Consider the following 23525-nt stretch of genomic DNA (forward strand, 5'->3'; position numbering starts at 1 on the left):
CATGACCGTCCTCACGGGTCCGCACAGCGCGGCGGACGAGTACGCCGACCTGGAGATCGGCCTCCACCGGCGCGACGCCGTCACCTGGACCGTGGAGCTCCGCTTCTCCCTGCCCCGCACCGACGCCGAGACGCAGCTGGACGTCTCCGGCCCGCTGCTGGCCCACATCGACCCGCGCGAGCTGGACGCCATCGACGACGACGAGGAGTACGGCGCGGCGCTGGGCGCGGGCCTGTTGGGCCCCGAGGTCTGGGCCGCGGTGCGCACGGCGGTCGCGACGTCGCAGAGCCAGGGGGTGCGGCTGCGCGTGCGCCTGGTGATGGGCAGCAGCGCCGCCGCGTTGCACGGGCTGAGATGGGAGACGCTGCGCAGCCCCATCGACCGCTCCACGCTGCTGACCAACGAGAACGTGCTGTTCTCCCGGTACCTGAGCAGCCAGGACTGGCGCCCGGTGGGGGTCCGGCCCCGGGGGGACCTGAAGGCGCTGGCGGTGGTGGCCGGGCCGTCCGACCTGGACTCGATCGAGGCCGGACGCCCGCTGGCGCCCGTCCGGGTCGAGGAGGAGCTGGACCGTGCCCGGGAGGGGCTGGGGTCGCTGTCGCTGACCACGCTGCCCGGGGCCGGCGCCCCGACCGCGGCGAACCTGCTCGACCACGTGCGCCGCGGGGTCGACGTGCTCTACCTGGTCTGTCATGGCTACGTCGTCCGCGACGAGCCGGTGCTGCTGCTGGTGGACGACGACGGCCACGCCGCGCCGCTGCTGGGCAGCGAGCTGATCAGCCAGCTGCGGGACCTCTCCCGCCTGCCCCGGCTGGTGTTCCTGGCCTCGTGCCAGAGCGCGGGCGCAGGCGCCGACCGGTGCAGCGAGGACGCCGGCGTGCTGGCCGCGCTCGGGCCGCGGCTGGCCGAGGTGGGCGTCCCCGCCGTCGTGGCGATGCAGGGCAACATCACCATGGCGACGTCGGCGGCCTTCACCAGGGCCTTCTTCGACAGCCTGGACGAGGACGGGCTGGTGGACCGGGCGATGGCGGTCGCACGGGCAGCCGTGCGGGAGCGGCCGGACTGGTGGGTGCCGGCGCTGTTCATGCGGCTGAAGAGCGGACGGCTCTGGTACGAGCCCGGAACCGCCCCCGGCGGGGAGCGGTTCGACAAGTGGCCGTCGCTGGTCACCGACTTCGAGGTCGGGATGTGCACCCCGGTGATCGGCTTCGGCATCGCCGAAGCGCTGCTGGGCACCCGCCAGGAGATCGCCATGGACTGGGCCCAGAGCTACCGGTACCCGATGGCACCGCACAACCGGGAGAGCCTGCCCCAGGTCGCGCAGTACCTGGCGGTCAACCAGAACCAGCGCTTCCCGGCCCTCCAGTTCATGAGCCACCTGCGCCGCACGGTGGTGGAGCGGTACCGGGACGATCTGCCCGCGGACCTGCTCCGCGAGGACGCATCGCTGGAGGACCTCCTGGCCGCGGCCTGGGAGGCACGGCACCGGCGCGAGGAGGTCGAGCCCTTCTCGGTGCTGGCGCAGCTGCCGGCGCCGGTCTACATCACGACCCTGAACTCCCGCCTGCTCGCCAATGCACTGCGCAAGGCCGGCCGGACGCCGGAGGTCGAGCTCTGCCGCTGGCACGAGGAGGCCGACTGGCCCGAGTCGGTGTTCGAGCGGGAACCCGGCTACCGGCCCACGCCCGAGCGCCCGTTGGTCTTCCACCTGCTCGGCACCTTCGACGAGCCGGAGTCCCTGGTGCTGACCGAGGACGACTTCTTCGACTTCCTGATCGGCGTCACCCGCAACCAGGACCTCGTCCCCAAGGTGGTGCGCCGGCGGCTGTCGGACTCGGCGCTCATGTTCCTGGGGTTCGGCCTGGACGAGTGGGACTTCCGCGTCCTGTACCGCAGCCTCATGAACTCCGAGGGCGGACGGCGGCGTGCCCAGTACACGCACGTGGCCGTGCAGCTCGACCCCGAGGAAGGGGCCACGATCGACGCGGGGCGCGCCAGGAGGTACCTGGAGACCTACTTCAGCAGCGCCCGGGTGTCCCTGTACTGGGGCAGCACCGAGCACTTCGTCAAGGAGCTCCAGGGCGCCTGGAGCGGTCGGAGATGACCGCCACCGACACGCCCCGGCGGGTCGGCAACCCCTACGTCGGCCCGGCGTCCTTCGGATCGGGCGACCCGCTGTACGGGCGCGACCAGGAGCGCGAGGACCTGGTCGACCTGCTCGTGGCCGAGCGGATCGTCCTGCTCTACTCGCCGTCCGGCGCCGGCAAGACGTCACTGATCCAGGCCGCCCTGGTCCCGGCCCTGCGGGACGACGGCTTCGAGGTGCTGCCGGTCATCCGGGTCACGCACCCGCTGGACCCCCAGCCGGGGTTGCTGACGCCCTGCAACCGCTACGTGATGAGCGCCCTGCTGTCCCTCGAGGAGGGCCTGCCGCCGGACCGACAGCGACCGGTCGCCGAGCTGGCCTGCCTGACGCTGCGCGACTACCTGGACGCCCACGCCGACCGGGACGGCCGGCCGGGCAACGAGGTGCTCATCTTCGACCAGTTCGAGGAGGTGCTCACCGCCGACCCCACCGACGAGCCGGCCAAGCACGCGTTCTTCAAGGAGCTCGGCCAGACGCTGCGGGACCGGGGTCACTGGGCGCTGTTCTCGATGCGGGAGGACTTCCTCGCCGCCCTGGACCCCTACCTGGTCCACGTCCCGACGCGGCTGCGGACGAGGTTCCGGCTGGACCTGCTCTACGTGGACCAGGCGCTCGAGGCGATGCGCCGACCGGCGGAGCGGGCCGGCGTCGACTTCACCGAGGAGGCCGCCCAGCAGCTGGTCGACGACCTGCGCACCGTGCGGGTGCAGCGACCGGACGGGGTCACCGAGGCGCTGGGCTCCTACGTCGAGCCGGTCCAGCTGCAGGTCGCCTGCCACCAGCTGTGGTCCACGCTGCCCCCCGACGCCACCCGGATCACCCGCGCCGACGTGCAGGCCCTGGGGCGGGTGGACCAGGCGCTGGCCGGCTACTACGCCGAGCGGGTCCGCACCGCGGCTGAGCGCACCGGGGTGCCCGAGCGGACCATCCGGGAGTGGTTCGACGAGCGGCTGATCACCCCGCAGGGTCTGCGCAGTCAGGTCCTCGGCGGACCCGAGCACTCGGGGGAGGCCGGGCGCCGCCTGCTCGGTGAACTGCTCGACGCCCACCTCGTCCGCGCGGAGACCCGCCGGCAGGCCACCTGGTACGAGCTGGCGCACGACCGCCTGATCGAACCGGTCCGGCGGGACAACGCCGCCTGGCGCGCCCAGCACCTGTCCTCCTTCGAGCGCGCGGCCGCACTGTGGGAGGAGGAGGGCAGGCCGGACCGACTGCTGCTGCTCGGCGCGGACCTCACCGCGGCGGAGCAGGACGACGCCGTCCGGGCCGGCGCGCTCACCCGCCGGCAGCGGGAGTTCCTCGAGGCATCGCGGCGGGCCGACGAGCAGGTACGCAAGGAGCAGCGAACGGCGACGGTGCTGCGACGCTTCGCACGGCGACTCCAGATCGCAGTCGCCGCGGTGACAGCGCTGCTGGTCGCCGCCAGCCTGCTCGGCGTGCTCGCCTGGAGGAGCTCCGTGCACGCCCGCGAGGCGTCCGCCCTGGCCTCGGCGCGGGGGCTGGCAGCCAGTGCGGACCGATTGGTCAGTACGCGTCCCGATCTGGCCATCCTGCTGGGCCTGCAGAGCATGAGCCTGGCAGGTGGCCAGGACGAGGACATTCCCTCCGGACTGATCACCGGGTTGGCCCAGCTCACCCACCGCACCGCGTGGGTGTCCGACGGCCACGACGGGGCGGCGTTCGACGTGGCGCTCAGTCCCGACGGTGCGCTGGTGGCCACCGCCGGCGCCGACGGAACGGTGCGGCTGTGGGAGGCCGCCACCGGGCAACCGCGCGGTGCACCGCTGACCGGCCACACCGACGCGGTGACCACCGTGGCGTACAGCCCGGACGGCGCCCTGGTGGCCAGTGCCGGTGAGGACGGGACGGTGCGGCTGTGGGACCCCGCCACCGGGCTGCCGCACGGCGCGCCGCTGGCCGGCCACAACGGGGCGGTGAACGCCGTGGCGTTCAGCCCGGACGGCACCCTGCTGGCCAGCGCCGGAGCCGACGCCACCGTGCGGCTGTGGGACCCCGCCACCGGGCTGCCGCGCCGCGAGTCGCTGGCCGGCCACAACGGGGCGGTGAAGGCCGTGGCGTTCAGCCGGGACGGCACCCTGCTGGCCAGCGCCGGAGCCGACGCCACCGTGCGGATCTGGGATCCCGCCACCGGGGCGCCGCACGGCGCGCCGCTGGCCGGCCACTGGGGCGCCATCAACGACGTGGTGTTCAGCCCTGACGGCGCCCTGCTGGCCAGCGTCAGCGCGGACCGGACGGTGCGCCTGTGGGATCCCGCCACCGGTCAGCCGCGCGGCGCGCCGCTGGAGGGCCACCGGGGCGTGGTCACCGGGGTGGCGTTCAGCCCGGACGGCGCCCTGCTGGCCACCGCGGGCGCCGACGCGACGGTGCGGCTGTGGGATCCCGTCACCGGTCAACCGCAGGGCGGTCCGCTGACCGGTCACGGCGGCGCGGTGACCGCGGTGGCGTTCAGCCCCGACGGGAGCCTGCTGGCCAGCACCGGCACCGACGGGACGACGCGGATGTGGCAGGTCGCCGACACCTACACCATCCGCCGGGAGCTGACCGTCGACCTCGGCGTGGTCACCGGGGTGGCGTTCAGCCCCGACGGCAGCCTGCTGGCCATCGCCGGCGCCGACGGAACCGTGCGGCTGTGGGACCCCGCCACTGGGCTGCCGCGCGGCGCGCCGCTGACCACCGCCCCGGGCGTGGTCAGCGGTGTGGCGTTCAGCCCGTACGGGTCCCTGCTGGCCACCGCCCACGGCGACGGGGCGGTGCGGCTGTGGGATCCGGCCACCGGCGAGCCGCGCGGCGCGCTGTTGACCACCGCCCCGGGCGTGGTCAACGGGGTGGCGTTCAGTCCGGACGGCGCTCTGCTGGCCAGCGCCGGTGAGGACGGAGCGGTGCGGCTGTGGGACCCCGCCACCGGTCAGGCGCAGGGTGAGCCGCTGACCGGCCATGCCGGCGCGGTCCGGGCGGTGGCGTTCAGCCCGGACGGCGCGCTGCTGGCCAGCGCCGGTGCGGACGGGACCGTGCGGCTGTGGGACCCCGCCACCGGTCAGGCGCAGGGTGAGCCGCTGACCGGCCACACCGATCAGGTGCGGGCGGTGACGTTCAGTCCCGACGGCGCGCTGCTCGCCAGCGGCGGCGCGGACGGAACCGTGCGGCTGTGGGACCCGGCCACCGGCCAGCCGCACGGTGAGCCGCTGACCGGCCACACCGACCAGGTGAACGCCGTGGCGTTCAGCCCCAACGGCACCCTGCTGGCCAGCGCCAGCACCGACCAGACGGTGCGGCTGTGGGACCCCGCCACCGGCCGGGCGGAGGGCCAGCCACTCGGAGGCCACAGCGGCACGGTGTGGAGCATGGCGATCAGCCGCGACGGCGCCCTGCTCGTCTCCGCCGGCACCGGCCCGACCGTGCAGCTGTGGGACCTGCGCTGGTGGACTCGGCCACCCTCGGCCTGGGCCGAGGCCGGCTGCCGGCTGGTCAACCGCAACCTGTCCGGCGCCGAGTGGGACCAGCTCGCCGGGGGGCTGCCGTACCAGCGGACCTGCCCGGCACTCCCGCCAGGAGGAGGTGCACCGGCCGATGCCCCCGCCGCCGAGTACACCCCATAACCGTCCTGCCCCGGCCGCCGCCCGCCGCGCGGATGAGGCGTCCGACCGTGGATCGAATCCCGCATCCTGTATCACACTCAGCGTTGCGAGCTCTGTCATGTGAGCGATGAACCCATGAGGAGATCGACGAAGGAGGGAAGGACGATGCTCCACCTTCGACGCTCCACGGCCGCGGTGCTGCTCGCCGGTGCGGCCCTGGTCCCGGCTCTCGCGGCCACTCCGGTGTACGCGGCCGATCCCTCGTCCGCCGCCGTCTCGACGGTCGCGGCCGGGTGGACGTTCTACGCGACCTATCCCACCCAGGCCGCCTGCCTGGCCGCGGGACCCACCAACCCCTATCGCGCTCCCTGGGAGTGTCGTCCTCGTCCGGGTGGTGGGTACGACCTGTACGTCCTCCTGTGAGCGGTACGTCGGGCGACACGGGATCCGGGTAGGACGCTCACCCCCCGGCACGGACGGCCAGCACCGCCTGCCAGACAGCGTGCGCGACGGGCGGTTTGGCGATGTCGCTGTGCGCCCCCATCACTCCCGCGCTGTCCCGGATGACGTCGTCCCCGCGCAGGTCGTGCACGACACCGGGCTGCAGGTCGTAGCACTGGTCGACCGCCCGCAGGTCGTCGTCCACGACCTGGATGCCGGGCCCCCGCACCCCGAAGGCGCCGATGGCACCGTAGGTCGGCAGCCGGTCGGGCAGGTAGTCGACCTGGCCACGTGCCCCCGCGCCGATGGGGTAGAAGGAGCGCACCGCGCGGTCGTGCACCGAGGTGGTGACCACCACGGGCCCCGTGACCAGCTCGTCGGCGAGGACGCGGTGGAAGTAGCCGCTCCGCTCCGGTGCGGCGGGGATGGCCGCGCAGAAGGACCACAGCGACATCGCTCCCTGCACCAGGGCCAGGGAGGCGACCGGGCGACGTCCTGCCGGTCCTCGGCCGGCCACGGCCGAGGAGACGACGATGCAGCCGAAGCTGTGGCCCATGAGGTGGAACCGCGCGCCCGGCGCCGCCTCCTGCAGGCGGGTGAGCAGGTCGGCCACACCGCCGGCGCCGACGTCCCGTGCCCGTCGCTTCATGTGCCAGAAGGTGATCACCCGCAGAGGGGCGAGCACGCCGCCGAGGGAGGTGCCGCCGAAGGAGGCCAACTCGTCCACCAGGCAGGCCTGGTAGACCGCCTCCGGGTCGAAGGGGACGCGGTCGTCCCCGGGCGGGGCGCCCTCCCCGTCGGCGCCCGGACCCAGCGCGGCGTCCAACCGCTGGTAGGCCTCGCGCACCGGTCCGGGCAACGTGACCGGGACGGGGTCGTCGAGCGCCGAGTCCGCGATGACGCGGATGGTGTCCCGGACCGCGGGGGTGTCGCCGAGGGCGGCGGCCGAGGAGTCCACGATCCGGGCCACCCCGTCGACCTGCCCGGCCTCCGGGGCACCGGCGTCGCCGATGGGGACGGCGAAGGACGCCGAGCCGAGGTCCTCGTCCCCCCACGCCCGGCTGGGCCAGTGGACGCCGACGACGACCGGGCGGAAGCCACCGGGACGGGCCTCGGCGGCGGCCCGGTCCTCCGGGCACCCGGCCATGGCCGCGACCCAGGCACCGTACTGGCGGCGAGCGGCGGGCACGTCGCCCATCCACCCGTGGCTGAGGACGAAGACGTCCGTGGGAGCCTGCCGCGCGAGCTGGGCGGCGAGCACCCGGCTGTACGGGCCGGTGGCCTCGGGCCGTTCGTTCCCGGCAGCGTCGAACGCCACCAGGTGGTAGCGGTCCTCGCGCCCCGGCACCGGCTCGGCTCCCACGAGGTCCTCCGTCCGCGTCAGCCCGCGACCAGCCCGGCGCGGCCACGCGGCGCCACCCGGACGGCCGGGTCACCGAGCACCACGTAGGCGCGGGCGTCGTGCGTCGCCGTCCACAGGCCGACCAGGTCGGCGTCGTCGATGCGCTTGCCGTACCTCCGCAGCCCCTCCATGCGGAGAGCGAGCTCGGTGGCGATCTCCGCGTACCGGGAGGTGAGGCTCTCCATGGCCCAGCCCAGGCGGGCGCCGTCCATCAGGGCCAGCAGGGTGCTCTGGAACGGCGTGACCTGCGCGGCCAGCCCCTTCCAGAGGAACGAGCAGCTCCAGGCCCGGTCCACGTGGCCGACGAAGGCCAGGGCCCCGCCGGCGGGCGACCCCAGCAGCCGCTGTGGGAGTCGCGCGGTGAACCCCGTGGCGGCCAGCTCCCCGTCGCCGTCCGGACCACCCGGGTAGTCGGACACGTGCGGTGTGCCCGCCCCGAAACAGGCGAAGGCGAAGACGACCCTCGGTCCGATCGGACTCCGGGCGGAGAGGTGGTGCGCGGCCAGGTACTGCGCCTCGTCGACGGGACCGCGAGCGGCGAGGGGGCCCGGCCAGTCCTGGCAGAGCAGCGCGCCGGCGAGGTCGCGGCCCGCTCCCCTCCCCCCGACGCCGTGGCTGGCCGTGAAGAGCAGGTCCGGGGCCTCGGGGCCGGTCAGGAGGTCCTCCAGCCGAGCACGCGTGGCGCCCGACCCGAGGTCGATGCCGACCTGCCAGGCGCGCGCGCTCTCCCGCAGCTCCCCGTGCAGCGGCTCCACGAGCCGCGAGGCACTCAGCGCCGTGGGCACGTCCCCGGGGTGCCGGGTGGCGAAGAGGTGGAGCCGGCGGGCTGTGGGCTCGGAGCCGGCCTCGGCCGGGACGTCGAGGATCCGCTCGGCGGCCACGACGGTCGCCGCGTAGGCGGCGCAGGCCTCGGGGTCCGCGAGGTCCACGCGCCCGACGGCGTAGGACACGCCCAGCTGGTACTGGACGTCGAACGGCACCTGGTCCGGAGATCCCAGGAGCAGCAGGTAGTACGGGACCTTGCGGGGGTCGACGACCGAGGGCCCCATGCCGTGGCGGGCCAGGAAGTCGTCCTTGTCCTCACCGGGGCGCAGTTCGAGGCGCCGGAACAGGTCGCCGGCCTGCTCCTCCCGCAGCCGCAGGAGGGGTGCCAGGGCCTCGAGCACCGCGGGGTCGAGATCCGGCGGGGCCACCACACCCCAGCCGACCGATGAGAGGTCCTGCGGATCCCGCCCGTAGACGACCCCGAGGTGGTCCTCGTCGACCTGCCGGCGCCGTCGCAGCTCGCGCGCCCCCGGGAGGGAGCTCGGGTCGCCGCGCAGGGCACTGGCCACGTCGGCCAGTGCCAACCCCGGCGTGAGGTAGTCGCCCGTGTCGACGTCGATCCCGTTGAGCACGAGCAGGTCGTCCCGTGTCGCGGCACCGGTCAACCCGATCCCCTCCGTCACGGACGGTAGATCTCTGCGAAACCGTGTGGCAATGGGGCCGGGTTCCGGTCACACGGAGGGGATCGGCGCTCCCGGGCGGGTCTCCCCGTCGGTGAGGACGTCGGCACGCAGGCCGCCGCCGGACTCAGGTCCCGCTGACGCCCCGGACGGTCAGGGAGACGGCGAGCGCCGCCATGACGACGGCGATGACGCCGTCGAGGACCCGCCAGGCCCCCGGGCGCGCGAACACCGGCCGCAGCAGTCGGGCGCCGTAGCCCAGACCGGTGAACCAGACGACGCTGCCCAGACCCGCACCGGCGGCGAACTGCCACCGGTGCTCGCCGTAGGTGGAGGCCATCGAGCCGAGCAGCACCACCGTGTCCAGGTACACGTGCGGGTTGAGCCAGGTCAGCGCCAGGCAGGTGCCGACGGTCACCGCGAGCCCGGTGCGAGGGCCGGCGGCGTCGAGGAGCAGCGCGCCGGGACGCAACGCCCGTCGTGCGGCCAGCACGCCGTAGCCGAGCAGGAACACCGCCCCGGCGAAGCACACCACCGGGATGAGCCACGGCACCCACGACAGGGCCGCGCCGGCGCCCAGCACACCGGCGACGATCAGCGCGACGTCGGACAGGGCGCACACCGCCACCACCGCGGCCACGTGCTCGAGGCGGAGGCCCTGCCGCAGGACGAAGGCGTTCTGGGCGCCGATCACGACGATCAATCCCAGGCCCAGCGCGAGCCCGGACGCGACGGCGAGCAGCGCGGGAGTGGTCAGCACACCGCCGACGCTAGAAAGCGATCCGTGGACAGTCCAGCTCATGATTCTGACGCACCATTAGCCTTGCTGTTCATGGACCTGGACCTGGCCCAGCTGCAAGCGCTGGACGCCACCGTCCGCGAGGGCACGCTGGAGGCCGCCGCCCGGGCGCTGCACGTCACCCCGTCAGCGATCAGTCAGCGGCTGCGCGCGCTGGAGGTCGCGACCGGGCGGATCCTGGTGGTACGGACGAAGCCGGTGCAGGTCACCGAGTCCGGACAGGCGGTGCTCCGCCTCGCCCGGCAGGTCGATCTGCTCACCGCCGACATCGCCCGCGAGCTCGGCGGCGAGGCGTCGCCCGAGCGCGTGCCCACGCTGCCGATCGCGGTGAACGCCGACTCGATGGCCACCTGGGTGCTGCCGGCGCTGGCTCCGCTGGCCGGCGACGTCTGCTTCGACCTGTACCGCGAGGACCAGGAGCACACCAGCACCCTGCTGCGCGCCGGCACGGTCATGGCGGCGGTGACCGCGCAGGCCGAGCCGGTGCCCGGCTGCAGCTCCACCCGCCTGGGCGGCATGCGCTACCGGCCGATGGCCACCCCGGGCTTCGCGCGGCAGTGGTTCCCCGCCGGCCCCACCACCGAGGCGCTCGCCCGTGCCCCGGTCGTCGTCTTCGACCGCAGGGACGACCTGCAGCACCGCTATCTGCACGCGCGGGCCGGCAGCGACGTCGCCCCACCGGTGCACTACGTACCTGCCGCGGCGGACTTCGTCGCCGCCGTCACCCTCGGCCTGGGCTGGGGCATGGTGCCCGACCTCCAGGCGCGCGCAGTGACGGCGGAGCTGGTCGCCCTCGACCCGGCCGGCGCGGTGGACGTCGTCCTGCACTGGCAGCAGTGGCGGCTGCGCTCCGCCACGCTCGACCGCGTCCGCGACGCCGTGCTGGCAGCCGCCGGCCGCGAGCTGGACCAGCTGGGCGAGTCCAGGCGCTGATCGGCCCCGCAGCGGCTGCCCAGGAAAGTGCCGGTCAGATGAGTCCAGCGTGGTCCCGTGGGGATCGAACCCACGCCCGCGGATCAAAGCCCTGGTCCAGAGGTGTCAGCAGGCAGGTGATGTCTGACGCCGTCCATGCTGGTCCAGGCCGCGAACGGTGTTGACCAGCGTTGTCGCCTCACCTCGGGTGGCGCGCAGTCCGCGACCACATTGCGACCACATGACCCGACGCTGTGTGCCGAAGCAGGCCTGTCCATCTGCAGGGAGGCCGAGTCACCACAGCCGGTCGCCATTGCGCACGGAACGGGCGGACTGTCGCCATCTGGACGCACGCCGAAGTGGTGCCGCTCGTCCGTGCAATCCGATGTGGGCTGCTGCTGACTCAGGGACCCGAGGCGCGCCAGCGGTGGCGTCGGGCGGAGAGCGGGGCCGCAGCCTGCTCTTCATCACCCATTCGACCGGATCCACCGTTCATGGGTGGGGTCGTAGCGCACCGTGTCGCCGCTGTAGCGGGCGAAGTCGGTCTCGAACAGAGCTTGGTAGCCCTTGTCGGAGAGGTCGGGTTCCAGGACGACCTGGGTGCCCGTGTCCTGGTCCTCCAGGACGAGGGTGGACGCCTTCGACGCCGGCGCCCTCCCGAACACCCGGTGGGCGAGCTGGCGCAGCTCCTTGTAGGAGTCCTCGGCCAGCTTCGTCCCCATGGTGGTGAGGAACGACGACAACGGTACGGCCGCGATGACGAGCCAGTTGAGCTCCTCCAGCCCCCGTCGCGCCGGGGTCCGGTACACGGTGGGACGCAGGCCCGCGGCGCGGAACGCCTGTTCGATGTCCTCCAGGTCGTCGGGGCTCAGCCTGCGATCCACGAGCAGGTGGGCGTCCAACTCGGGCCCTCCGTACGGGTACCGGGGCGATGGCGGGGATGGCGCCGGGTCGCCGGTCGTCACCCGCGGTCATCCTGCCTCTGGTCCGGCCGACCCGTACAGGGCCGACACGGCATCCGCAGGAGAAGGACCGTAACCCAAATGTAACCAGACCCTTACGAGTCGCCGGTACTTACTGCGCTCTCCGTCGCTCGGGACTGTCGAGCTGCCGTCCCGCAGGCAGCGTCACCCACCTTGCGAGGAGACACCGTGACCACTCCACCTCTCCATCACCATCCGGTCCCTCGACGGCTCCGGCGGCTGGCCCAACGCGCCGCCGCGGTCACCGCGGCCGTCCTCGTCGCGGCCACCGCCACGCTGGGCAGTACCGCGGCTGCCACAGACGAAGCCACTCCGGCGCCCAGCCCCACCGCCGACCCCCTGCCGAGCGTCACCCCGGAAGGTCGCGCGTCCGATCTCGTCGCGCCGGCGACGGCGTTCGTCCGGGTCGACTGGTCGGCGAACGTCTCCTTCGACGGCGAGACATGGGAGCCGGTGACCTGGACAACAGGGTGTAGCGCCGTCGTGGTCGACTCCGACGGACTCCTCGTGACCGCGGGCCACTGCGTGGACGACAGCTGGGACGAGAGTGGGGCAAGACGCGAAGCAGTCGACTACCTGATCCAAGACTACGTCGCCGCGGGGGTCCTGACGGAAACCCAGGGCGCCGAGATCCTGAACGAGGTCGTCACCGGGGCCTGGGAGTGGCGGGTCAGGGGCTCCCTTCCCGACTCCCCGCCGGATCGTCGGGTCTACGTCACATTCGGTGGTGGTCCAGCACCGTGGACCAGTGACCCGGCGGCGGCCCCGAGCGGCGTAGAGGCCAACGTGCTGGCCGTCAAGTCGGCCAGCCAGGGCGACGTGGGGCTGATCAAGATCCAGGCAACGAACCTCCCAGTGGCCGAGCTCGCCCCCGAGGCCGAGGTGCAGGTCGGGCAGGAGGTCGTCGCGATCGGCTACCCCCTCGACCTCGCCTACCCCGGCCAGAGCGGTGGCCTCGCGCTGACGAACCGCCAGGGCATCATCGAGTCCGTCAACACCGAGGGCCAGCACAGCGCGGCCAACCAGTTCTACGCAACCAGCGCCACACCGTCCCCGGGTATGAGCGGCGGGCCGGTCAGCAACCTGCAGGGCCAGGTGGTCGGCCTGTCGAGCACCGTGGTGAAGGAGGCCACCCACTTCATCGTCCCCTCATCCCTGGTGCTGGAGAACTTCGGGGACCGGATCGACAACACCCCGGGGCGGGTGGACGAGCTGTACCGCCAGGGACTCACCGCCTACTACGCCGGCCAGTACAGCGACGCGATCAGCAACTTCGAACAGGTCCTGCTGCTCGTCCCTGACCTACCGTCGGTGGCTGACAAGAAGGTCGACGCGGCGCAGCGACGGGAGCAGTTCGGCGACCAGCAGAGGCCGGCCGACACCACGACACAGCGGGCGCCCACGACGCCGTTCTCCGCGAGCACGATCGCGATCGGAGGAGGGCTTGCCGCCGTGGTCCTCGGGCTGACGACCGTCGGCCTCGTGCTCCGGCGACGCCGGAGGCGGCGGGAGCAGGAGAACGCCTCGCCCGCGCCTGATCTGGTGCCGAGCCACGGCACGGCGACACCCGACGACCCGGCCCCGGCGGACGCCGACGTCGGGAGCGAGGCCGACCCGGCCCCGGCGGCCGCCGACGTCGGGAGCGAGTCCGACGCGAACCCGGACGGGCACTCCTCGGAGTGGGACGTCCCGTCGGTCGATACCGCGAACGGTCGACCCGTGAACCGTGGCGAGACGGCAGCCGCCGCTCTGCACCTGGCACCAGGGTCGGTCGTGACTCGGTCGGCCGGACAGTTCTGCCGGTCGTGTGGCACGCGGCACGAACCCGACGACGCCTTCTGCTCTCAGTGCGGCGCCGGCTTGCGCCGGTCCGAGTAGCCCTCGAGTCGCCCCCGTGCCGGCGTCCGGCGCCGGCACGGGGGCACGGCGGCCACATGGAGGAGGTGCCGATGGACACGGACGACGTCGAGCTGGAGCTCGAGGTGACCGGGCGGGACGGCAACTATCGGGTGGAGGCCAGGTCGACAATCGGCGGCGAGTCCGGGTCCGAGGTCGAGTTCCGGCTCGAGGATCTGGGCGTCGAGCGGCAGCTGGAGCGGCTGCGGCTCACGCTGCTGCGGTCCGCCGCCACGACCAGACGGGTTCCCGCACGCGACGAGCGACCAGTGCAGCGGCTCGGCGCCGAGCTGTTCGACCGGTTGTTCACCGGTGACGTCCGGCTCCTGTTCGACATGACCCGGCAGCAGGCGGTCCACCGGGATGTGCGCGTGCGTCTGGTGCTCCGGATCCGCCCGCCCGAGCTCGCCGTCCTGCCCTGGGAGTTCATGTACGACGCGCGGCGTGACGACTACCTCTCGCTGAGCATGCCGCTGGTCCGCTACCCGGAGATCCTCGAGCCCGTCCGCCCCCTGCGCGTCACCGGGCCGTTGCGCATCCTCGGGATGGTCGCCCGGCCCGCCGGCTACGACGCCCTCGACGTCGACGGGGAGAAGGCCCACCTGCACCGTGCACTGGCCCCGCTCATCCGAGATGGCGGCGTCCACCTCGGGTGGGTGCCCGGCGAGACCTGGCGGGACCTGCTGCACACACTGAGCACCGGCAGCTGGCACGTCGTCCACTTCATCGGTCACGGCGGCTTCGACCCCGTCGCCGGTGAGGGGGTGTTCTACCTCCCGGGTGACGGCGGGGAGAACTACCAGCTCCGCGCCAGCCACCTCGCGCAATTGCTCAGCCCCCACCACGCGCTGCGGCTGGTCATGCTGAACTCCTGCGATTCGGCCGCGGGCAGCGACAACGACCTCTTCTCCAGCGCCGCCGCGGCTCTCGTGCGGCGCGGCGTCCCCGCGGTGCTCGCCATGCAGTTCGAGATCTCGGACTCGGCCGCAGTCGAGTTCACCCGGTCCTTCTACGAGGCCGTCGCCGCGGGTGAGCCGGTGGACATCGCCGTGCGTGACGCACGCCTGTCGGTCTGCCTGTCCCGGCCGAACAGCCTCGAGTGGGGCATCCCGGTGCTGTTCCTCCGTCAGCGCGACGGCCGGATCTTCGATGTCAAGGCGCCCGTCCCTGCGACCGGGACCGAGGAGGCCCAACTCCCGAAACCCGGACTGCAACCCCGCAAGCGGCCACCGGACGACCGTCGGGATCCCCCGGAGACGAGGCGCGGCGACCGCGTGCCCGACCGACGGACGATTCCTCATCCCCCCGGTGCACCCACGCAACGGGTCACGCACGGGACCACCCCGGTGGTCGGCAACCGGTCTCGCGCTCCGGCGCAAGCTCCCACCGGCGCCCCCGTGACACCGGCGCCGAGACCGAGCACGCCCCCGGTCAGCCGCCTACGAGCGGTGGCACGCGGCCGGCGCGCGCTGGCCGGTGCCGTCGGCACCGTCGTCGTTGCTGCTGTGATCGGCCTGCAGCAGCTGCTCTCGGGCGAATCGGAACCGGGGCCGCCAACGACGGTCCCGGTGGCTGCTGACAGCGGATGGACCAGAACGGGCATCGAGCTCCGGGCGGGCCAGCAGCTGACGATCGAGGCGGACGGCGAAGCAAGCCTGTCGCAAGGCGTCACCACGGGACCGGACGGGACCGAGGGGGCGGCCGGCGCGATTCCGGTCACCCAGGAGGCCGCCCCCGGTGCCCTGATCGCGCGCATCGGCGGAGCAGAGCCGTTTCGAGTCGGGGAGAGCGCCTCCCTCACGGCGCCGGCCGACGGCGAACTGTTCCTGTGCGTCAACGACCGGAGCTACGACGACAACACCGGGCACTACAACGTGCGTGTGCAGGTGGGCTAGGTGTATTGACCGGGGAGGTTGGTCAAGCGGCTGATGGGCGGGTGGCCGCCGATGCCGGTGTGGGGCCGATGGTGGTTGTAGGCATGTAGCCAACCAGGAAAAGCGGCCCTGCGGTCGGCCTCGCTGGTGAACAGCTGGGCGAAGGCCCACTCGCTGGTCATGGTGCGGTTGAAGCGTTCGGCCTTGCCGTTGGTCTGCGGCCGGTAGGGCCGGGTGCGCTTGGGCGTGATGCCCAGTGCGGTGCAGGCGCCGGCCCAGTCGCGGCCGCGGTAGCAGCCGCCGTTGTCGGTGAGCACCCGGCGGGCGGTCACGCCGCGGGCGGCGAACCAGGCGCTCGCCCGGCGCAGCACGCCGGCGGCGGTCGGGCCGGTCTCGTCGTCGCAGATCTCGGCGTAGGCCACCCGGCTGTAGTCATCGAGCACGACGTGGACGAAGGCGTGTCCCATCAGCGGGTTGCGATGGCGGCTGCGGGCTCGCCCGCCATCGGCGGTGCGGTTGGCCTTGCCCTGCTGGTGGCCGAGGAAGCGCCAGCCACCACCGGCGGGGATGTTGCCCAGCTTCTTCACATCGGCGTGCAGCAGCTCACCGGGGGCGGGGCGCTCGTAGCGGACCGGCGGCTGGTCGCGGCGCTCGAGCCGGGACAGCCGGCTGATCCGGCAGCGGCGCAGCACCGCCCCGGCGGTGGAAGGCGCCACCCCGGTCTCGGCGGCCAGGCGGACCGCGCCCCAGCGTTTGCGCAGCCGTAGCGACACGATCCGCTTGGTGATCGGCGGGCTGGTCTTGCCCGGGCTGGCGTGCGGCCGGCTGGAGCGGTCGGCCATGCCGGCCTTGCCCTCGGCCCGATAGCGGCGGGCCCAGCGGTCAGCGATCGGCCACGAGACGCTGAAGAACCGGGCGGCATAAGCCACCGGCCAGCCGTCCTCGACCACCAGCCGGGCCAGGCGCAGACGCTGGCGCGGAGTAAGAGCGGCATTAGCGTGGAGCACGAGGACCTCCTGGGCCGGTGGGCGGTTGCCGTGGTAGCTCCACCCTCCGCCAGGAGGTCCTCCTCACCCAGTCAGTCGCTCACCGCTGATCGCAAGCGGGATCGCACAACCAACGTCTCCGGTCACTACAGCTAGGAGCCTGCTAAATATGGGGCAGGGCGCCTCGCGGCAGTCTGCGCTGCAGTGAGGTCAGCACCCGTAGGTGCGACAGAGAGGTCGCCCTGCCCGGGTTCACGGTGCTGCGGTCCCGGCGACCGGTCAAGGGGTCGCGTGGTTGGCGAGAACTCACTGCCGGTCGGCGCCGGTGAGTCCGAGGGTGAGCACGCGGCGGAGATCGATCGCGGCGGCGCGCAGATGAAGCCAGGCGTCGTTGTTCGTCACTCCGCGGTAGGGAACTCGGCGGGCGCCGCGGGTCAGCCAGGCGATGCTGCGCTCGACCATCGGGCGGTGCCGGCGGTAAGCGGCTTGGAAGTCCGGCCGAGCGGCCCGCGCACGGTGCGCGCGTTGCAGAGCGTCGTGCTCGCCCAGCACAACGCTGCGGCCGCGGCGCGGGTGTGCAGCGGGCACGCAGCGGGCAGCCGGTGCACCGCTCACCGAACCGGACGACGCGCTTGACCGGGGTGAACCGCACGGTGCCTCCGGCCGGGCAGGTCAGCGTGCCGGCGGCCTCGTCGACGACGAAATCGGCGGCGGTGACCCCGCCCGGGATGAGTGAGCGGGGCGGCCAGGGCTTGATCAGCGCGGTGTCCGGCGGCGGCCAGCGCGGCCAGCATCGCTGCGGTGCCGTAGATCGAATCGGCCAACACATCCACGCGGAGACATCTGACCGTGCAAGGCAACTACATCCGAACTGCGGCGGCCGAGCTGCTGACTGTGCAGGAGGCCGCGGCCGTCCTTCGCATCCCGGTGACCACGCTGCGGTACTGGCGGCACCTCGGCGTCGGGCCAGACGGCTTTCGCCTCGGCCGGCGCGTGGTCTACCGGCGCCAGGACGTAGACCGCTGGGTGACCGAACAGCAGCAGGCCCAGTCACCCCATCGATAGATCGGTCCCCCCAGGGCGGGCCGCCAGCGGCGAACCGGCGTCCCGACGGCTGCCCGGTCCCGGGCCCGGGAGCCGTCTGTCAGTCCGGCGCGGCGGTCAGCATTCGCAGTCGCAGGTCTCGTCGCAGCAGTCAGAACCGCAGTCACACGTCAGCTCGAGCATGGGGAGTCACCTCCCTCCGCGGGTGGGCACCACGTGCCGGGGCTCGGTGGGGGACAGGAGGCGGTGGGCAGGGCGTCGGCCATGGCCGTCATCTCGGCGCGCAGTGCCGTCAGTCGGGCGATCTCGGCATCGATCTCGGCGAGGCGCCTGCGCAGCAGGTCCTCGGCGGGCTCGCAGGGGCAGGTGCCGGTGTCGCGGACGGCCAGCAGTGTGCGGATGTCGGCCAGGCGCAGGCCGAGGCGCTGGGCGCCCTGGATGAACCTCAGCCGGTCGAGCGCGCCGGCGTCGTAGCTGCGGTAGCCCGCGGCGGTGCGCTCGGGCGCCGGCAGCAGACCGGCCCGCTCGTAGTAGCGGATGGTGTCCGGCCGCACGCCCGCGGCCGTCGCCAGCTCCGCGACCCGCAGTCCCCGTGCCGCCGTGGTGGTCATGCGACGGACGCTAGACCTTGGACCGTGGTCCAAGGTCAACCCGCGAGTCGACCATCCCGAGCAGCAGGCGTCGGCGCCCTCGGGAGCAGGCAGGAGGCCCCTGCATCCAGCGTTCCGATCTCGACGCGGTTCAGACGGGGGATGGAACGTTCACAGTGGCCGGCGCGAGCGGTCGGCGGGAGTGTGATCACCGAGCACCACGTGACAGGTGGTTGCGGCGTGCGTCAGGTACTGCGTGAAGACATGGTCTGGGCCGAGGACCCGGTGGGAGCGCTGCAGGGTGTCCTGGCCGAGGGAGCGAGCCGGCTCGGCCTCGCCCAGCCGGACCAGGGCGAGGGTCAGGTTGGTCGCTGCCGCCAGGGTGAGCGGGTTGTCGGGGCCGAGGATCCGGCGGCAGCGCTGCAGGGTGTCCTGGCCCAGGGCGCGGGCCGACTCGGCCTCGCCCAGCCGGACCAGGGCGAGGGTCAGGTTGATCGCCGCCACCAGGGCGGCCGCCTTGTCTGGGCCGAACATGCGGTGGCAGCGCTGCAGGGTGTCCTCGCCCAGGGCCCGGGCCGGCTCCGGCTCGCCCACCAAGGCCCGGGCACCGGTCAAGGCGGCCGCCGTCATCAGGGTGGTGGTGTGGTCGGGGCCGAGGACCCGGTGGCAGCGCTGCAGGGTCTCCTCGCCCAGGGCCCGGGCCGGCTCCATGTCGCCGGCCGAGGCGCCCATCAAGGTTCGGGTGACGGTCAGGTTGGCCGCCATCCACAGGGTGGTGGCGTGGTCGGGGCCGAGGATCCGGCGGCAGCGCTGCAGGATGTCCTGGCCCAGGGCGCGGGCCGGCTCCACCTCGCCGACCGAGAACAGGGCGAGGATCAGGGTGCTGGCGGCGGCCAGGGTGTCGGGATGGTCGGGGTCGAGGAGTGCGCCCCAGCGGTCGAGCAGCTGTTCGCAGACGGCCCGGCTGCCGGAGCTGTCGCCATGGGCGTGCAGATAGCGGGCGGTGTCCAGGACCAGTCGACGACCGGCGGGAGAGGGGTCCCCCTGTGGGGCGGTGGCGAGCACGTGCGGCGCGAGCTCGGCGTAGGCGTCCCAGCTGGCGGGATCGTCCGGGGCGCCGGGGGAGGCGGCGGCCAGCAGCGCCACCACCCACTGTTCGGTGGCCTGCTGCCGGGCGGGAGGTAGCCGGTGGCGGATCACCGCGGCCACCAGCCGGTGGATCTGGAAGCCGCCGGGGGAGCGGCGGGCCAGGGAGTAGCCGACCAGCGCGCCGACGGTGTCGGCCAGGGCGTCGGGGTCGGCGGCGGTGGTCCGCAGCGGCTCCTCCAGCAGCTCGGCGTGCTCGCCGAACAGGGACAGCGGAATGGGTTCGGGGGCGAGGAAGGCGGCCAGCTGCAGCAGCTGCACCGCGGCCGGGTCCTGGTCGCGCAGCCGCTCCAGGGACAGCGCCCAGGTGGTGTCGACCCGCCCCGAGTAGCCGACCACGTCGCCGCGGGCGAGCAGGCCGGCGCGGCGGGTGCGGAAGCGGCGCAGATAGTCCGCGGGCGGCAGGGCGGTCTGCTCCAGATAGCCGGCGGCCTGCGCGGCGGCCAGCGGCAGGTCGCCGAGTTCGGCGGCGAGCTTGTCGGCCAGCTCCTCGCTCATGCCCGGGATCCGGGCCCGCAGCAGCGCGATCGTCTCCGCCCGGGGCAGCACGTCGACCTCCAGCCGCCCGCCCAGCGCCCCCCAGCCGGGGGAGCGGGAGGTGATCAGCACGTGCCCGGCCCCGCCGGGCCGGTAGTCGGCGATGTCGGCCGGGCGTTCGGCGTTGTCGAAGATCAGCAACCAGCGGACCCGGCCGCGCAGCTCCGCGAGCAGCCGGTCGACGGTGTCGGCGACCGTCGGCCCGGGGGGGAGGTCGAGCCGGGCGGCGAGGGCGGCCAGCTGGCCGGGGATCAGGACTGGTTGTTCGGCGTCGATCCACCAGACCAGGTCGTAGTCGGCGGCGAAGCGGTGCGCGTACTCGATCGCCAGCTGGGTCTTGCCCACCCCGCCCAGCCCGTGCAGCGCCTGCACCACCAGCGTCGGTTCGCCCGCGGCCAACCGCTGGTGCAGCTGCTCGAGCAGGCCGGCCCGGCCGGTGAAGTGCGGATTGCGGGCCGGCGCGCTCCACACCCGCGGCTGCCGGGCGGCCGGCGGCGGGCCGAGCGCCGGGTCCTGGGCCAGGATCGCGGTCTCCAGCCGGCGCAGCTCGCTGCCCGGGTCCAGGCCGAGTTCCTCGGCGAGGATGGTGCGCAACTGCTGGCCGGCGGCCAGCGCGTCGGCCTGCCGGCCGCACCGGTACAGCGCCAGCATCCGTTGGGCCCACAGCCGCTCCCGCAGTGGGTGGGCGCGGCACAGCTCCTCCAGCTCGCCGACCAGCTCGGCGTGCCGGCCGCAGGCCAGATCGGCCTCCACGCGCGCCTCCACCGCCGCCAGCCGCGCCTCGGCCAGCCGGGCCGCCTCTCCGCCCAGCCGCGTCTCCGACGACTCGGCCAGCCGGTCACCGCGCCACAGCGCCAGCGCGGCGCGCAGGGTCGCCGCCGCGGCGCGGGCCGATCCGGCCGACAGCTGCGCGCTACCCCGGGCGGCCAGCGCCTGAAAGCGGTCCACGTCGACGTCCACGCCCTCGCCGGCCAGCACATACCCCGGAGGCCGGGCGCGGATCGCCGCGTCGCAGCCGGCCGCGGCCAGGCTCTTGCGCAGCCGGGACATCAGCACCCGCAGCGACACCCCCGCCGACTCCGGGGGCTCCTCACCCCACAGCGCGTCGACCAGCCGCTCGGCGGTGACCACCCGCCCGGCGTTCAGAGCGAGCAGCACCAGGAGCAGGCGTTCCTTCGCCGCCCCGATCCTCACCGGTCGGTCCCCGCACGCCACCTCCAGCGGACCCAGCAGGTGAACCACCAGCCGCACCGACACCGTGGGCTCGTCGACCTGGGCCAAGGGCAGGGGCGCTGGCTTGGTCCGCGGCTGCCCTGGGGCAACGTCGTTCTCGGCGAGGGTCGTCATACCACACCCTCCTGAACCCAGACACGTCGCGAGGTGATGTGACGACGATGCCGCCGCCCGCAGCGGTCGCAGCCGACGGCACCGACGGCGACACCGCTTTCCCTGACCTTCAGAGGCCCAGCCAGCTACCCCTAATACCTCCACCGCTCCCCCGTCTCCTGATACGGACGGGGTTCTCTCACCAGGGATCGCCGTCCTGTGACGGGGCGAGTCGGCGTTGCTGGTCCGGGCTACTGCGGGTGCCCTGCGACCCTCAGGGCCGGGGCAAAGTCGTGAGCCGAGCACCTGAGTTGGGCAGATCAGCGTGAGGAGGCTGCGTCACGGCGCCCAGCGCCGTCGTCTCCTCACCGGCCGGTCTCCGCACGTCACCTTCAGCGGGCCCAGCAGGCGAACAACCAGCCGCATGCACTCAGGCTATTCCTATCGCGGCCGTCCCAGGCGGTGCCGCGCAACGCTCCCGCTACTCCCGCGCTACACCCAAATCCGAGTGTAGAGCCCTCACACCAACCGGGCTCCATCAGGAAGCCCAGAACGAGAAGGAGTGTCACCATGCCACGACTCGACCTGAACAAGCTCGTGTGCGAGCGCAAGCAGGAGGCGGTCGGTAAGGACGAGATCAGTGTCACCGTCAACGGTGTCGAGGTCTTCAATCGCAAGATGGCGAAGGGCCAGTCGGAGCGCTGCGACCACATGGAGGAGTTCGGCGAGGGTGAACTCGTCGCGGTCACGGTGGAGGAACGGGACGGCTCGAGGCACAAGCCGATCGGCCCGGTTCAGCACTTCTCGTCCGGGGAGGCCGGCTCCGGTGAGCAGAAGCGCGACTTCAGCACGTCCGGCGCGAAGTACGTCCTCTTTTATGAGGTGACCGCCTGACCAAGCCATCGGGGTGAAGCCTAGGCGGGCTCCGCCCCGATGGCTTGGTTGGCGACGTCGGCGCTCGGCTTCGTGGTGCGGCGACGTGACACGTGCACGTCGATGTCGTCTCTCCGTCTGAGCACGGGAGGCAGCCTCCTCCGAGGTGGTGCGGGGGTCGCGACCGCCATCCTCGGAGGAGCCTGCCTCCCGCTGACTTCGATGCCGCGGCGTGCGCTCCGCGGCGTGATCGGCCCTCGGTGCAGCCAGGTGCGCAGCTGCGCGTGGTCGTAGCCCTTGTCGGCGTGCAGCTTGGCCGGTCAGCGCCGGCGGCGGGAGTAGATGGTGGGAATGGCCTGCACCAGCGGGATCAGTGCGTGGCTGTCGTAGGCCTGGGCCGTACTGACCGCCACCGCTAGCGGCCTCTCTTTCGCTCGCAAGCTTGGTCAGGGAGTGGAGATTGCCCGGCCAGGTATGAATGGCTTGCCGCCCCCTCTGCACCGCTTGGCACCTGACCCGCCCAGATCGCTCGCCGCAATGGCGGGATCACTGCCTGGGACCTGTACGAGTCACTTCGATGCGCCGAGATGTCCGAGCGCCTTCGGGAAGGTCCGGCGCCGTCCAATGCAGTGCGCCGACCGACCCTGTGCACCTTGACGAAGCCCTGATCAAGCCACTCATCGCAGGTTGGAGCCATGAACATCAACAGTTGCAGTCTATGTGACGGACTCGGTGTCGACTTCTCACGAGCCTGCGCCCAACTGGCTGAGGCTAGGCTCCGCCAGGACGAGAAAGACACGTCGGCCAACCGCGCCGCTGTCGCAGAGTGCTGGACCCGCATCGACGCGGTTCTAGACATGTACCTATTCGACATGCAGCTGCGAGAGGTAGAGCCGGGGGCGCGAGCGGATGCCTCATCATCCTCGGCCAACAGCCACAAGCCGCCGCCCGTGCCGGATCGGTGAACAGGCCGAAGCGCTGGCCCGAAGACAACGGACCGGAGCTGGGTCGGGGGTGCCCGACGGCCCATACCGTCCCGGGCTCTTGCTCGGACTGGCGGGAGTGATCGGCCTGGTGCACCGATTAGCGACCTCAGGCACGGTTATCGGGACGGCTCGCTATAAGGACGGAGCAAGGTCGTGGTGTGTCGAGGAGCCTATCCAGCGCGGAGGCGCGTGCGGGCGCCGTGTAGGCGCGGCCGCCAGCCAACACTCCGCCGAACGGTAAACGCGCTGGTCAAGGCGGTGGGCCCCGTGGGGATCGAACCCACAACCCGCGGATTAAAAGTCCGCTGCTCTGCCAGTTGAGCTAGAGGCCCGGGGGATCGTGTCCTGGTCGGTGTCGTCCTCGGGGTCTCCCTCGGTGGTGCCCACCCATCGTGGCTGGCCGAGGTCGGATCCGCCCGTACCGCGAGCCTACGGCAGCTCGGCCCGAGTCGACGGGCTGCCTGGCCCTGCGACGGCCCGTGGGTCGGCCGCGGCTCCGTGTCCGCAGACGGACAGGGGCGAGCGGCCACTCGGGGGAGGCAC

Annotated in this window: 16 protein-coding genes and 1 tRNA gene; 8 read left to right on the forward strand and 9 right to left on the reverse strand. The window is 73.0% G+C overall.

Annotation, left to right across the window (positions count from 1 at the left end; genetic code table 11):
- Position 1 precedes the first annotated feature (1 nt).
- From ACU610_RS17580 to ACU610_RS17590, 3 genes are all read left to right on the forward strand, one after another.
- Positions 2-2104, forward strand: coding sequence for a CHAT domain-containing protein (locus ACU610_RS17580; RefSeq protein WP_446768984.1), 2103 nt, complete (start codon positions 2-4; stop codon positions 2102-2104).
- Positions 2101-5763, forward strand: a complete 3663-nt coding sequence (locus ACU610_RS17585; RefSeq protein ID WP_446768985.1) for an nSTAND1 domain-containing NTPase — start codon at positions 2101-2103, stop codon at positions 5761-5763. Before ACU610_RS17580 ends, ACU610_RS17585 begins: the two co-directional genes overlap by 4 nt.
- A gap of 144 nt (positions 5764-5907) precedes the next feature.
- A complete protein-coding gene (locus tag ACU610_RS17590) occupies positions 5908-6165 on the forward strand; it encodes a hypothetical protein (RefSeq protein ID WP_446768986.1) in 258 nt (85 codons plus the stop codon).
- A gap of 37 nt (positions 6166-6202) precedes the next feature.
- On the opposite strand, the gene ACU610_RS17595 is transcribed toward ACU610_RS17590, so the two are convergent.
- From ACU610_RS17595 to ACU610_RS17605, 3 genes are all read right to left on the reverse strand, one after another.
- A complete protein-coding gene (locus ACU610_RS17595) occupies positions 6203-7546 on the reverse strand; it encodes a hypothetical protein (RefSeq protein ID WP_446768987.1) in 1344 nt (447 codons plus the stop codon).
- 17 nt (positions 7547-7563) lie between these two features.
- A complete protein-coding gene (locus ACU610_RS17600) occupies positions 7564-9033 on the reverse strand; it encodes a hypothetical protein (RefSeq protein WP_446768988.1) in 1470 nt (489 codons plus the stop codon).
- A 124-nt stretch (positions 9034-9157) separates the two neighbouring features.
- Complete coding sequence (locus tag ACU610_RS17605) at positions 9158-9790, reverse strand: LysE/ArgO family amino acid transporter (RefSeq protein ID WP_446768989.1); 633 nt, start codon at positions 9788-9790, stop codon at positions 9158-9160.
- A 72-nt stretch (positions 9791-9862) separates the two neighbouring features.
- Here ACU610_RS17605 and ACU610_RS17610 point away from each other — a divergent pair, with 72 nt between their 5' ends.
- Complete coding sequence (locus ACU610_RS17610; RefSeq protein ID WP_446768990.1) at positions 9863-10762, forward strand: LysR family transcriptional regulator ArgP; 900 nt, start codon at positions 9863-9865, stop codon at positions 10760-10762.
- A 446-nt stretch (positions 10763-11208) separates the two neighbouring features.
- Here the strand turns inward: ACU610_RS17610 and ACU610_RS17615 are convergent, their stop codons facing one another.
- A complete protein-coding gene (locus ACU610_RS17615) occupies positions 11209-11625 on the reverse strand; it encodes a hypothetical protein (RefSeq protein ID WP_446768991.1) in 417 nt (138 codons plus the stop codon).
- A gap of 267 nt (positions 11626-11892) precedes the next feature.
- Between ACU610_RS17615 and ACU610_RS17620 the strand changes: the two genes are divergently transcribed.
- A complete protein-coding gene (locus ACU610_RS17620; protein ID WP_446768992.1) occupies positions 11893-13602 on the forward strand; it encodes a trypsin-like peptidase domain-containing protein in 1710 nt (569 codons plus the stop codon).
- A 71-nt stretch (positions 13603-13673) separates the two neighbouring features.
- Entirely contained in the window at positions 13674-15515 is a 1842-nt protein-coding gene (locus ACU610_RS17625; protein ID WP_446768993.1) for a CHAT domain-containing protein, read from the forward strand.
- Here the strand turns inward: ACU610_RS17625 and ACU610_RS17630 are convergent.
- The gene (locus ACU610_RS17630) at positions 15512-16501 is read right to left on the reverse strand and encodes an IS481 family transposase (protein ID WP_446768994.1); all 990 of its coding nucleotides are present in this window, start codon (positions 16499-16501) and stop codon (positions 15512-15514) included. The genes ACU610_RS17625 and ACU610_RS17630 overlap by 4 nt on opposite strands.
- Positions 16502-16786: 285 nt before the next feature.
- Entirely contained in the window at positions 16787-17095 is a 309-nt protein-coding gene (locus ACU610_RS17635; protein WP_446768995.1) for a transposase, read from the reverse strand.
- Positions 17096-17329: 234 nt separating this feature from the next.
- Between ACU610_RS17635 and ACU610_RS17640 the strand changes: the two genes are divergently transcribed.
- Complete coding sequence (locus tag ACU610_RS17640; RefSeq protein ID WP_446768996.1) at positions 17330-17545, forward strand: helix-turn-helix domain-containing protein; 216 nt, start codon at positions 17330-17332, stop codon at positions 17543-17545.
- Positions 17546-17694: 149 nt separating this feature from the next.
- On the opposite strand, the gene ACU610_RS17645 is transcribed toward ACU610_RS17640, so the two are convergent.
- Together ACU610_RS17645 and fxsT are read right to left on the reverse strand one after the other, a co-directional pair.
- Positions 17695-18135 (reverse strand): heavy metal-responsive transcriptional regulator, encoded by a 441-nt coding sequence (locus tag ACU610_RS17645; protein WP_446768997.1) that lies wholly within the window; start codon positions 18133-18135, stop codon positions 17695-17697.
- A 150-nt stretch (positions 18136-18285) separates the two neighbouring features.
- Positions 18286-21144, reverse strand: coding sequence for an FxSxx-COOH system tetratricopeptide repeat protein (gene fxsT / locus ACU610_RS17650; RefSeq protein ID WP_446768998.1), 2859 nt, complete (start codon positions 21142-21144; stop codon positions 18286-18288).
- A 549-nt stretch (positions 21145-21693) separates the two neighbouring features.
- Here fxsT and ACU610_RS17655 point away from each other — a divergent pair.
- The gene (locus ACU610_RS17655) at positions 21694-22017 is read left to right on the forward strand and encodes a hypothetical protein (RefSeq protein ID WP_446768999.1); all 324 of its coding nucleotides are present in this window, start codon (positions 21694-21696) and stop codon (positions 22015-22017) included.
- A 1224-nt stretch (positions 22018-23241) separates the two neighbouring features.
- On the opposite strand, the gene ACU610_RS17660 is transcribed toward ACU610_RS17655, so the two are convergent.
- A tRNA-Lys gene (locus ACU610_RS17660) sits at positions 23242-23314 on the reverse strand.
- Between the last annotated feature and the right edge of the window lie 211 nt (positions 23315-23525).

Source organism: Geodermatophilus sp. URMC 61, from assembly GCF_052931555.1.